The sequence below is a fragment of the Janthinobacterium agaricidamnosum NBRC 102515 = DSM 9628 genome, from assembly GCF_000723165.1.
Classification (GTDB): domain Bacteria; phylum Pseudomonadota; class Gammaproteobacteria; order Burkholderiales; family Burkholderiaceae_D; genus Janthinobacterium; species Janthinobacterium agaricidamnosum.
Map to the genome: position 1 here is coordinate 3,395,380 of NZ_HG322949.1, position 11,609 is coordinate 3,406,988.

At 58.7% G+C, this 11,609-nt stretch carries 10 protein-coding genes and 1 tRNA gene; 4 read left to right on the forward strand and 7 right to left on the reverse strand.

Going from position 1 to position 11,609, the window contains the following annotated elements; all coding sequences use genetic code 11:
* Positions 1-32 precede the first annotated feature (32 nt).
* The 6 genes from GJA_RS14405 to cysS form a co-directional block, all read right to left on the reverse strand.
* Positions 33-126, reverse strand: a tRNA-Ser gene (locus GJA_RS14405).
* Between the two features lie 111 nt (positions 127-237).
* Positions 238-1,485: an aspartate kinase gene (locus tag GJA_RS14410; RefSeq protein WP_038493311.1), complete on the reverse strand. Its 1,248-nt coding sequence runs from the start codon at positions 1,483-1,485 to the stop codon at positions 238-240.
* Between the two features lie 183 nt (positions 1,486-1,668).
* Positions 1,669-3,087: a tRNA lysidine(34) synthetase TilS gene (gene tilS, locus GJA_RS14415; protein WP_038493313.1), complete on the reverse strand. Its 1,419-nt coding sequence runs from the start codon at positions 3,085-3,087 to the stop codon at positions 1,669-1,671.
* A 33-nt stretch (positions 3,088-3,120) separates the two neighbouring features.
* On the reverse strand, positions 3,121-4,095 hold the full coding sequence (locus GJA_RS14420; RefSeq protein ID WP_038493315.1) for an acetyl-CoA carboxylase carboxyltransferase subunit alpha: 975 nt from the start codon (positions 4,093-4,095) through the stop codon (positions 3,121-3,123).
* A gap of 121 nt (positions 4,096-4,216) precedes the next feature.
* The gene (locus tag GJA_RS14425; RefSeq protein WP_038493317.1) at positions 4,217-4,909 is read right to left on the reverse strand and encodes a DNA-3-methyladenine glycosylase family protein; all 693 of its coding nucleotides are present in this window, start codon (positions 4,907-4,909) and stop codon (positions 4,217-4,219) included.
* Complete coding sequence (cysS, locus tag GJA_RS14430; RefSeq protein ID WP_038493318.1) at positions 4,906-6,297, reverse strand: cysteine--tRNA ligase; 1,392 nt, start codon at positions 6,295-6,297, stop codon at positions 4,906-4,908. The genes GJA_RS14425 and cysS overlap by 4 nt, the downstream gene beginning before the upstream one ends.
* 283 nt (positions 6,298-6,580) lie before the next feature.
* On the opposite strand from cysS, the gene GJA_RS14435 reads away from it, so the two are divergent.
* The 3 genes from GJA_RS14435 (at position 6,581) to GJA_RS14445 (ending at position 8,653) form a co-directional block, all read left to right on the forward strand.
* The gene (locus GJA_RS14435; RefSeq protein WP_038493320.1) at positions 6,581-7,210 is read left to right on the forward strand and encodes a peptidylprolyl isomerase; all 630 of its coding nucleotides are present in this window, start codon (positions 6,581-6,583) and stop codon (positions 7,208-7,210) included.
* A 59-nt stretch (positions 7,211-7,269) separates the two neighbouring features.
* Positions 7,270-7,761, forward strand: a complete 492-nt coding sequence (locus tag GJA_RS14440; RefSeq protein ID WP_038493322.1) for a peptidylprolyl isomerase — start codon at positions 7,270-7,272, stop codon at positions 7,759-7,761.
* Between the two features lie 100 nt (positions 7,762-7,861).
* Positions 7,862-8,653: a UDP-2,3-diacylglucosamine diphosphatase gene (locus tag GJA_RS14445; RefSeq protein WP_038499914.1), complete on the forward strand. Its 792-nt coding sequence runs from the start codon at positions 7,862-7,864 to the stop codon at positions 8,651-8,653.
* 71 nt (positions 8,654-8,724) lie between these two features.
* On the opposite strand, the gene GJA_RS14450 is transcribed toward GJA_RS14445, so the two are convergent.
* On the reverse strand, positions 8,725-9,972 hold the full coding sequence (locus GJA_RS14450) for an NHL repeat-containing protein (protein ID WP_038493324.1): 1,248 nt from the start codon (positions 9,970-9,972) through the stop codon (positions 8,725-8,727).
* Position 9,973: 1 nt separating this feature from the next.
* On the opposite strand from GJA_RS14450, the gene GJA_RS27835 reads away from it, so the two are divergent.
* On the forward strand, positions 9,974-10,144 hold the full coding sequence (locus GJA_RS27835) for a hypothetical protein (protein ID WP_156484153.1): 171 nt from the start codon (positions 9,974-9,976) through the stop codon (positions 10,142-10,144).
* Positions 10,145-11,609: the final 1,465 nt, after the last annotated feature.

Here is an 11,609-nt window from a genome sequence, read left to right on the forward strand (position 1 = left end):
GCCTCCCGCAGGGGAGGCTTTTTTATTTGTTCTGGCGGAGATGGTGAGATTCGAACTCACGATACAGGTTTAAGCCCATATGCTTCCTTAGCAGGGAAGTGCCTTCGGCCACTCGGCCACATCTCCTAGCTGACTAATCAACTATGTCGTCTTTAGCAAGTTACGCTGCAGCGACGAACGTCATAATATCGATTGCCCCCCCTTTGGTCAAGGGCAAGGGGCAAGATTTTTAAAAATTTATGCTTTTTCCAGCTCGAACGCTTTGTGCAAGGCGCGTACCGCCAGTTCCATGTACTTTTCGTCGATCAAGACGGAGATCTTGATTTCCGAGGTCGAGATCATCATGATGTTGATGCCCTCTTCCGACAAGGTGCGGAACATTTGCGACGCCACGCCGACATGGCTGCGCATGCCGACGCCGACCACCGACAATTTCGACACTTTGGCGTCGCCGGTGATGCTGGCCGCGCCCAACGCTTCCTTGGTGGTGTTCAGTACGTCCAGCGCGCGCGCATATTCGCCGCGCGAGACGGTGAAGGTGAAATCCGTTTTACCGTCTACCGACTGATTCTGTATGATCATGTCGACCTCGATATTGGCGTCCGCCACCGGTCCCAGGATGTGGTAGGCCACGCCCGGACGGTCGGGCACGCCGAGCACGGTGATTTTGGCTTCATCGCGGTTAAACGCGATGCCGGAAATGACTGCTTGTTCCATATTGGTATCTTCCTCAAACGAAATCAGGGTGCCTGAATTGGCTTCGATGTCCAGCGCCAGCATCGGGTCGGTCAGCGACGACAGCACCCGCGTCGGGACGCGGTAGTTGCCGGCGAATTCGACCGAACGGGTTTGCAGCACTTTGGAACCCAGCGACGCCAGTTCCAGCATTTCTTCAAAGGTAATGGTCTTCAGGCGGCGCGCTTCGGACACCACCCGCGGGTCGGTGGTATACACGCCATCGACGTCGGTGAAGATCAGGCATTCGGACGCCTTCAGCGCGGCGGCGATCGCCACTGCCGAGGTATCGGAACCGCCCCGGCCCAGGGTCGAGATATTGTCGTGTTCATCGACGCCCTGGAAGCCGGTAATAATGACAATCTTTCCTGCATCCAGGTCGCGCTTGACCTTTTCATCGTCGATCGACTGGATGCGGGCCTTGGTAAAGGCGGAATCGGTTTTGATCGCGACTTGCCAGCCGGCGTAGGATACGGCTTGTTTGCCGATCGCCAGCAGCGCCATCGACAATAGGCCGACGGACACTTGTTCGCCTGTCGAGGCGATCATGTCGAGTTCACGAGGATCGGGTTGATCCATGATTTGCTTGGCCAGTCCAATCAGGCGGTTGGTTTCGCCAGACATGGCGGATGGCACCACCACGATTTGATGCCCTGCGTCGTGCCATTTGGCAACGCGCATGGCGACGTTCTTGATGCGGTCAGTCGAGCCCATCGACGTACCGCCGTATTTGTGGACGATTAAAGCCATAAGAGTGAGTTTTTCCGCTCAAGAATAAAAAAAGAGGGCTTTACTCTACATGTCGCAATGCAAAATAACAAGTCATAAAGAACATAAACACATACCGAATCGGCATAAGAAAATAACCGGCCCGTTCAGTAAAACTTGTATAGATGACTACGAAGAAACTCGCTGGCAGGCTGGCACTGCCGGTTAGCGGGCGCTCCAGCGCAAGCGGATGCGCGGTACGTCCAGCGAACTGAAGTGATGACTATCCATGCCGATGCCCGCCGCAAACAACAGTTGTTGCGCCGCACACACAGTCGGCAAACGTTCGCGCTCCCAGGCGGGCACATCGCATGCCTGGTAATGGTATTTCAAGCTCTTGGTCGGACGGTTGGCCGCCGGCTTGAGCCGCTCTCCCCCCTTGCGGAAATCGATCACCAGCGCTTGCCGGCGCAGCCAGTCCGGATCCAGCCCGTTTTCACCAGCCTCGGCAATGTCGAAATGCAGTACCCCGCCATAGGCCGGAAAGGCCAGTTCCGGCTCGCCCTGCCAGGTAAACGACTGGCCGCGTTTTTCCAGGCCGGGAATATTGACATCGCTCTTGTCGCGCATGCCGGGCAAATCGTCCAGTTTCGGCGCCAGGTATAAACGGTCGCGGTGGCGCCGCACATGGCAATCCGGATGCGTCACCAGCAATTGTGCATCGGGCCGCGCTTCCAGCAATTGCCCCAGCATCTCGACCAGCCAGGCGGTCGACGGCATGCGTAAATTACGCGTGCCGAACCAGTGGCGCAGCAAGTTGTAGCAACGGTCCTGGCTCAAGGTACGCAGCTTGGCCAGGTCGATGCAATCGCCGTCCAGGCACAGGGCCAGGTCCTGCGTGGCGAGCTCGGCCAGCAGGCGCTGGGCCGACTGGGCGTGCTGGGCGCTGCGCGCGAAGCGCTCCTGGAAGCCGGGAAAGGCCAGCGCCAGCGCCGGCATTACCTTGTGCCGCAAGGCATTCCTGGCGAAGCGGATATCGTCGTTCGATTCATCGTCGATATGGGTAATGCCATGCCGCTCGACATACTCTGCCAATTGCTTGCGCGATACCGGCAACAGCGGCCGCACCATCACCAGTGCGGTATTGCCCAGCAAATCGGGCGCGGTATTGGCGGCGTCCATGCCGGACAGGCCGGCCGTGCCGGAGCCGCGCAGCAATTGCAGCAGCACGGTTTCGGCCTGGTCATCCTGATGGTGCGCGGTCAGCAGCAACGGCGCCTGATGTTCGCGGCACAAGGCGCCCAGCGCCGCATAACGCACCTTGCGGGCGGCCTCTTCGGTACCGGTCCTGGCGTTTTTTTCAACAGTGACGCGACGCGCCTCGAACGTCACGCCGAGCGCGGCGCACGCGGCCGCGCAATGGTCGAGCCACGCATCGGCGTGCCGGCTGATGCCGTGGTGAATGTGGAACGCGAATAAGGTCACGCCCTGCTGTTGCGCCCAGGCATGCGCCAGATGCAGCAGCGCGGAAGAGTCGAGCCCGCCGCTGAGGGCAATCGCGACGCGCCCGCCGCTGCTTGGGCCGCAAGCCGCCATGGCCGACGCAAAAGTCTCCGGCAAGCCGCCGGTGTGTTGCTTTTTCAAAACGATACTCCAAATTGGCACCAGCGGCGACGCTTATTCGGTCGGGGTGGTTTCCTTGAATTTGCCGTAGGCCATCAGTTTTTCGTGGCGGGCTTGCAGCAGGTCTTTGGTTTTCATGCCGTGGAATTGGCGCAGCGAATCGGCCAGCGCGCGCTTCAGCAGCGTCGCCATCTGTTTCGGATCGCGGTGGGCGCCGCCCAGCGGTTCGTTGATGATCTTGTCGATCAGGCCGATCGCTTTCAGGCGGTGCGCGGTCAGGCCCAGCGCTTCGGCCGCATCGGCGGCGCGTTCGGCGCTCTTCCACAAAATCGACGCGCACCCTTCCGGCGAGATCACGGCGTAGGTCGAGTATTGCAGCATCAGCACGGCGTCGCCGACGGCAATCGCCAGCGCGCCGCCGGAACCGCCTTCGCCGATAATGGTGGCGATCAGCGGCACTTTCAGTTCCGCCATCACGTACAGGTTGTGGCCGATCGCTTCGGACTGGCCGCGCTCTTCGGCGTCGATGCCGGGGAAGGCGCCCGGGGTGTCGACAAAGGTAAAGATCGGCAAGCCGAATTTTTCAGCGACTTTCATCAGGCGCATCGCCTTGCGATACCCTTCCGGCTTCGACATGCCGAAGTTGCGCATCGCGCGTTCCTTGGTGTCGCGCCCTTTTTGATGGCCGATCACCATGCATGGCTGGCCGTTAAAACGGGCCAGGCCGCCGACGATCGACAAATCGTCCGCATAACTGCGGTCGCCATGCAATTCGTGGAAATCGGTAAAGATTTCGTTCACGTAATCCATGGTGTACGGGCGTTGCGGGTGGCGCGCGATTTGCGCAACTTGCCATGGCGTCAACTTGGCGTAGATATCCTTGGTCAGTTGCTGGCTCTTCTTGGCCAGGCGGTCGATCTCTTCGGAGATGTCGACGGCCGAATCGTCCTGCACGAAACGCAACTCTTCAATCTTGGAATCGAGTTCCGCGATCGGTTGCTCAAAATTGAGGAAAGTCGTTTTAATCATTGTACCTCCAGGTTATTACGGTCACGCCCTCGGCCGCGGCGGTGCACCGCGCGGCGGCCGGGGCCGCGATATGCGTGTTCTTGACTACTGTTCTTGACTGCTCTAAGGCGTCGAATTTTCGTTATTCTACCGTACCGGCCTGCGCCGGCGCCACCGGAGCAGGGTCCAGGCTGCGCCACAGATACCAGGTCGCGACAGTGCGCCACGGTTCCCAATTGGCCGATACTTCGCGCGCATCGCTGCGCGACACCGGTTCGCCCGAAAAATAATTGACGCTGATGCCCTGGATCAAACCGGGGTCATCGAGCGGCAATACGTTCGGCCGCAGCAGATTAAATATCAGAAACATCTCCGCTGTCCAGCGTCCGATGCCGCGAATCTGCACCAGCTCGGCGATGACGGCTTCGTCATCCATCTGGTCCCATTGGTTCGCATGCACGCGCTTGGCCTTGAAATGGTCGGCCAGGTCGAGGATGTATTCGGTCTTGCGCTTGGATAAGCCACAGGCCGACAATTGCTCGGCGCCCGCCTTGATCACCTGCCCCGGCGTGCATTTCGGACACGCCAGCAACAGTTTGCGCCACGCGGCGTCGGCCGCCTTCGGCGTGATTTGCTGCCCGACCAGCGAGCGCGCCAAGGTTGCAAACGGGTCGCCATGGCCGACCAGGTGCAGGTCGCCAAATTGCGGGATCAGTTTTTTCATGATGCGGTCGCGCTTCATCAGCTCGATCTTCGCCTCTTCCCAGTACGGCGGCACCTGGATCACCGGCGCCGACGCTGGAACTTCCCCGTTTTCCCTGGTGGTCGGCATCATGCGCGGCGCCAGTTGGTCGAGCCGTCCGGTTTGTCTTCCAGGATGATACCGGCCGCCAGCAAATCGGCGCGGATCTGGTCCGACAAGGCAAAGTCGCGCGCTTTCTTGGCCGCGCTGCGCGCCGCGATGGCGGCGTCGATATCGGTTGCGCCGTCAGCCGCCTCGGCGCCGGCCGGCGCTTGCAGGAATTGCTGGGGCGTGCGCTCCAGCAAGCCCAATACGCCAGCCAGGCCCTTCAATTGACGCGCCAGGGTCGCCGACTTGGTCTTGTTGACTTCGGTCGCCAGGTCGAACAGCACGGCCAGCGCCAGCGGGGTATTAAAATCGTCGTCCATCGCTTCGGCGAAACGCACCGCGTGCGCTTCGTTCCAGTCGATGCCGCCGGCTTCCACGCTCACCTCGGCCAGCGCCGTATACAAACGGGTCAGCGCGACGCGGGCGTCGTCCAGGTGCACGTCGGAATAATTCAACGGGCTGCGGTAGTGGGCGCGCAAGATAAAGAAGCGCACCACTTCGGCGTCGAATTTTTGCAGCACTTCGCGGATCGTGAAGAAATTGCCCAGCGATTTGGACATTTTTTCATTGTCCAGGCGCACGAAGCCATTATGGATCCAGTAGTTGACGCTGGTGTGGCCGAACGCGCCTTCCGATTGGGCAATCTCGTTTTCATGGTGCGGGAATTGCAGATCGGCGCCACCGCCATGGATGTCGAATTGTTCGCCCAGCAAGGCGCACGACATGGCCGAGCATTCGATATGCCAGCCCGGCCGGCCGGAACCCCACCTGGAATCCCATTTGACTTCGGCCGGCTCCGATTCCTTCGACGATTTCCACAACACGAAATCGAGCGGATCGCGCTTGCCGGTGTTGACGTCGACCCGTTCGCCGGCGCGCAAGTCGTCCAGCGACTTGCCCGACAAGCGGCCATAATTGGGGAAATTGCGCACCGCATAATTGACGTCGCCGTCCAGCCCCTGATAGGCCAGGCCGTTCTGCTCCAGTTTTTCAATCAGGCTCAGCATTTGCGGCACGTACTCGGTGGCGCGCGGCGTGTGGTCCGGCGCCAGGATGCCCAGCGCGCCGGTATCTTCATCCATGTAGCGCGTAAAACGCGACGTCAGCTGCGAAATCGTTTCGCCGTTCTCGACCGCGCGCTTGATGATCTTGTCATCGATGTCGGTAATATTGCGCACATAGGTGACCTCCAGGCCGGACGCCTTCAACCAGCGGTAGATGACGTCGAACGCCATCATCATGCGCGCATGGCCGATGTGGCAATAGTCGTAGATGGTCATGCCGCATACATACATGCGCGCCTTGCCCGCTTCCATCGGAACGAAAGTCTGCTTCTCGCGTGCCAGCGTATTGTAAATCTTTAGATTGCTCATCTTGTTCTTGCAGGTATAGCGGGCGCCAGTCCGGGCAACACGAAGGGCAGGCGCCGACACTTGGGCGCGGTGCCAAAATCCCTGCGTTTGCTGCGAGACTGTCGAACCCTCTGTATTGTTCTTCTTTGTTAGAATGGGGACGTCAAGATCAAGTATAACATTGATAAAAACCAGACTGGCCTGATATAGCTGAGGTTTTTATGATGTGCGACCAAGTTTAGCAGTACAGCCCTTGTACTTTCCTTGCCATAAAGAAACCAACACAACAATTAAGGAAGCAATAATGCAAGAAACCACTTTGCGCGGCCCTTCTTTCTTCAGCAAATTCATGGCCCTGTTCGCCGGCGTCGCCCTCAGCGGCGCGGTGCTGGCCGCCGATGCGGCGCCGAAAGCGCCACCGCAAGTCACCTTGAAAACCAGCATGGGTCTCATCGTGCTGGAGCTGGACCAGGAAAAAGCGCCGAAGAGCGTGGCCAATTTTCTGCAATACGTTAAAAGCGGCTATTACAAGGGCACCATTTTCCACCGCGTCATCGACGGCTTCATGATACAGGGCGGCGGCATGGACAAGAACATGAAGCAGAAAACCACCGGCAAGCCGGTGCAGAACGAAGCCCAGAACGGCTTGCAAAACGTACAGTACAGCGTGGCGATGGCGCGCACCGCCGACCCGCATTCGGCGACCTCGCAATTCTTTATCAACGTCAACGACAATGCCTTCCTCGACTACCCGGGCCGCGACGGTTTCGGCTACACGGTGTTTGGCAAAGTGATCAGCGGCATGGACGTGGTCGACAAGATCAAGGGCGTGCCGGTGGCCGACAAGAATGGCCAGGAAAACGTGCCGGTGACGCCAATCGTGATCGAAGCGGCCACATTAGTGCCGGCATCGGCCCACAAAACTGTAAAATAACGCTTTGGCCCTGCCATGGCGGGGCCGATTCTTAAATTCTTTACCTTCTAGGATCCATCATGACCGCTGTTATCATCACCACCAACCTGGGCAAGTTCACCGCTGAGCTGGACGCTGAAAAAGCGCCGAAAACGGTTGCCAACTTCCTGTCGTACATGACCGCAGGTCACTACAGCAACACCATTTTCCATCGCGTCATCGACGGCTTCATGATCCAGGGCGGCGGCTTCGAGCCAGGCATGAAGCAAAAACCAGCCGATGCGACGGTCGAAAACGAAGCCAAGAACGGCTTGAAAAACGAGCCGTACACGCTGGCCATGGCACGCACCTCGGACCCGCACTCGGCGTCGGCGCAATTCTTCATCAACGTCAAGAACAACGGTTTCCTCGACTACCCAGGCCAGGACGGCTTCGGTTATGCCGTGTTCGGTAAAGTTACCGAAGGCAAAGAAGTGGTCGATGCGATCCGCGCCGTCAAAACCTCGCGCGCCGGCATGTTCGCCGATGTGCCGGTGAGCGACGTGATCATCGAAAAAATCGAAGCGGTTTAATCCGGTTTCATTAACTGAACAAGCTCAATAGCATGCTGCCCAGGCATAGTGATGTTGCACGGCGAACGGCTGCTTTTTTCCTCTTCCACGCACCATGACCATGCCTGACTCCCGTTCTCAACGTTCGGCCAAGCGCCCGCCTGTGGCGCTGTTTATTTCAGACCTGCATTTGCAAGCGTCGCATCCGCGCACCAGCAAGGCGTTCCTGGATTTCCTGCGCCAGCATGCGATGGCGGCACGGGAACTGTATTTACTCGGCGACTTGTTCGAATATTGGGCCGGCGACGACGACCTGTCCGATCCGTTCAATCAAGCAATAGCGGCAGCGCTGCGCGCCGTCAGCGATGCCGGCGTGGCCATTTATTGGCTGGCTGGCAATCGCGACTTCTTGCTCGGTCCGGGCTTCGCCGCGCAAACCGGCGCCGCCGCGCTGTCAGAACCGCATGTAGCGACCATCGCCGGCAAAACAATCGTGCTACTGCATGGCGACGCCGAATGCACCGGCGATATCAAATACATGGAATTCCGCGCCAAGGTGCGCCAAGCCGCATGGCAACAACAATTCCTGTCGATGCCGCTGGCTCAGCGCAAGGCGATCATCGCCGGATTGCGTAACGACAGCCGCGAAGAACAAGGCGAAAAAAGTTACGCGACTCTCGATGTGGCGCCCGATGCGGTACGCCAGGTATTCGACCGCAGCGGCGCCGTCGTGATGATCCACGGCCACACCCACCGCCCGGCATTGCACCGCGACGGCGCGACGCTGCGCTATGTGCTGCCCGACTGGGAATGCGATACCGCACCCGGCGAACAACGGCGCGGCGGCTGGATCGCGGTCGATGCGCAAGGCGAGATCACGCGCCACGACCTGGATGGCGCCTTGCTGTCCTGATACCGCCAGCCGCATTACATCGGCCTCGTCATGGGCGGCGATGGCTGCGCTTACGCCCCCCATGCCATGGATCAGGGCGCGGCCACCTGCAGCACGGCATTCGGCGTGGTGCCATACAGCACCCCCTTCGAATACGCCAGGCCCATCAAGCCCGGATTACCCCAGAGCAAGTTGGGTACCGACACCACGCCGGCGGCACTGATCTTGCGCAGCGCGCCTTGTCCGCTGAGGTAAAGATTGCCGGCATCGTCGGCGCTCATCCAGTCATCCCCGTAATAGCCGAAAGTGGCGCTGCGCGGCCCGCCCAGGCTGTCCCCAGCCTTGCCGGGCGTTCCCGCGAACAGCGACAACAGGCCCGACGGGTTCAATTGGTACACCGCCAGCAAGCCGGCATCGGAAATATACAAATTACCGCTGCGGTCAAAGGCCAGGCTGGACGCCAGGAAAGCGCTGCTGATATACACATTGCCCAGCGCGTCGACGGCTGGCTGGGTGCCCGGATTCAGACGCGCCGCGCCAGCCTGGCCGTCCGCATAGGTCAACGTCAGCGGGGTCGCGGCCAGCGTCGTCACTTGCCCATCCAGCGTCACCTTGCGCAGCACGCCATAGCTATTGTCCGTGACCGCCAGATTGCCGTCCGGCCCCATCGCCAGCGCGCCCAGGTTGCTGAAGCTTGCGGCGGCGCCCAGGCCATCAAGATTGCCGCGCTTGCCGTTATTATCATTGAACGTGCCGGCCAGCGTGGTGATGGCTCCCGCAGGCGTAATCTTGCGCACGGCAGTGTAGTCGCTGACATAAAAATTGCCCGCCGCATCGCGTTTCAAGCCACGCGGGATGATGAAAGGGGCATTCACAGACTGTCCGCCGGCAAAATACGCCACGCTGCCCGCATGGAATTTCAAGATGGCCCGCGGCCTGCCGCCGCCGATGAAATACAGGTCGCCGCAGGGATCGGCGAGCAAATCGTACACCGCCCCGATATCGGAAAACGGTGCGCCGGTGTCCGATTGCCCATACTTCAGCGCGGTGCTGACCTGCCCGGCCGGCGTCACGCGACGTATCGATTGCTGGCCGCCGACCAGATAATTGCCGTTGCTGTCCAGCGCAAGCCCGTAGACGGCGTCAAATAGCGCGGTATTACCGTTGCCATCCACGATAGATCTGGCAGGGTTTGGCAACCAGCTGCAATACGCTCCCTGCCGGCCGGCCACCGTGCTGACCACACCGGCCATCATCACCCGGCGCAGCAAGCTATTACAGGTATCGCTGACGATCAGGCTGCCATCGCGGTCCAGCAATAATCGCGAATAACGGTTCATCTTGAAACTGGCCGCCGCCGCGCTGCTCAGCGCCGAGCAGCGCGGCGGCCATCAAGGCACCGCCGCGGCGGGCCAGCGTCAGCAAAGCCGGGCGAACAGGCCTTGCACAGTCTATAACAATCATTTTGGGCGGCTGAAAAAAAATGGTCCGCCAGTATTGGCTACTTTTTGAGTATTTACAACATATAAAAATTGCGAACCTGCAAATCGGCTAACCACCATGCCAGGATGCCGCCATGGGTGGCCAGACATATCGTACTTGCATTCGGATCCCGGATCGCAAGGTCGCCAGCAGCATGAAATTTTTCTCTGGAGAATCAATACTCCAAACAAATATTACCAATAATTTAATCATCAATTTTATTGCTATTAAGTCGATAGTTATTTCTGACGCCAATCATCGCGGTTGATGAAAATTTTATTCACTACCTGCTCGATAGTTAATACAAACTCAGCAATAAGTTAATTATTCATCTATTATTTCATTCACCAAAAATCGCAATAAATCCAAAAAACAACAACTATCAAATCCGTAGGAAGGCGATAAAAGTGTTGAATTAAGTTAATGTAAATTTTATTTCAATGTTTTATACGAAAAAATCCAGATAATTGAAAATTGGTGACAATCCGTGATATTTGCACAAAATGTTTTTGCCAGAATATAGATTATAGGAAATAGACAAAAGAGAATGACTAGTTCCAAAAAAGAAACATCAGTCACTCGACCATATCATTTCGTCCACTCCAGGACGTGCCTTTCAGGCATGAATCAGGCTGTACAAGGATAAACGGGAGGGCCCAAATAAATGCCCGCGCTTGCCAACCAATAGCATCACTGCCTGGCTTCCATGACGAAGCGCCAATTCAGGTAATGAGACTGCCATTCCGCAGCTTCTCATTAAACAATGTTGATATTTTTTCACTTCGTCATTCGCCCGGTAAACGCAATGGCCACGGAGAAAAAAGCACGGGTCGTACATTCAACAATATTGATTGAAATATTGAAAAACCTACATTATTCGGACTACCTCTCAGGAGATTAAAATGGCCACCTCCCCTAAACAAGTTCCAGCTAATAACGCCGCCGCAGGCACCATCGACGGTTCCCGTCCGAATAGCGACATGGCGCGCGATCAGGCCGCCAGCGGCAATGCCAGACAAGCCAGCCGGGGCGGACGCAAACCCGGCGAAGAAAACGAAGACGAGCTGCTTGAAAACCGGCATGAGGACGGTGCGGTACCGCTCGACAATGTAGTCGAAGTCCAGGGCGTATCGGATGGCGCAGCGTTGTCAGAAGGCGCCATGGCCGCCAGCGCACTGGGTGTCGCTGGCGCCGCGATAGCCGGCGGCAGCGGCGGCGCGGCTGGCGCAGGCGCGCCGGGCAGCGGCTCGGCCGATATCGGCAACGCCAGCGAAGGCGTGGCCGCTGGCAATGCCGACGCAGGCGCCGGTCAGGCAGGCGCAGCTGTACCCGCAAGCAGCACCGTTGAAGTCAGCGGCGCCGCAGGCGCTCCTTCAGCCGGTGGAATCGGTGGAGCTGGCGTCGGCGCCGGAGTGGGTGGCTTGACCACCGGCGGCATGCTGGCTGTCGGCGCCGGTGCGATCGGCGCCGCCGCCGCGGCAGGCGGCGGCGGTGG

What these genes read in the sequence shown, in the direction of transcription:
- GJA_RS14425 (WP_038493317.1), bottom strand. Translation starts at nt 4,909, where the DNA reads ATGATGCCGACCACCAGGGAAAACGGGGAAGTTCCAGCGTCGGCGCCG.
- GJA_RS14445 (WP_038499914.1), top strand. Translation starts at nt 7,862, where the DNA reads ATGCCTGACTCCCGTTCTCAACGTTCGGCCAAGCGCCCGCCTGTGGCG.
- cysS (WP_038493318.1), bottom strand. Translation starts at nt 6,297, where the DNA reads ATGAGCAATCTAAAGATTTACAATACGCTGGCACGCGAGAAGCAGACT.
- GJA_RS14435 (WP_038493320.1), top strand. Translation starts at nt 6,581, where the DNA reads ATGCAAGAAACCACTTTGCGCGGCCCTTCTTTCTTCAGCAAATTCATG.
- GJA_RS14450 (WP_038493324.1), bottom strand. Translation starts at nt 9,972, where the DNA reads ATGAACCGTTATTCGCGATTATTGCTGGACCGCGATGGCAGCCTGATC.
- GJA_RS14440 (WP_038493322.1), top strand. Translation starts at nt 7,270, where the DNA reads ATGACCGCTGTTATCATCACCACCAACCTGGGCAAGTTCACCGCTGAG.
- GJA_RS14410 (WP_038493311.1), bottom strand. Translation starts at nt 1,485, where the DNA reads ATGGCTTTAATCGTCCACAAATACGGCGGTACGTCGATGGGCTCGACT.
- GJA_RS14420 (WP_038493315.1), bottom strand. Translation starts at nt 4,095, where the DNA reads ATGATTAAAACGACTTTCCTCAATTTTGAGCAACCGATCGCGGAACTC.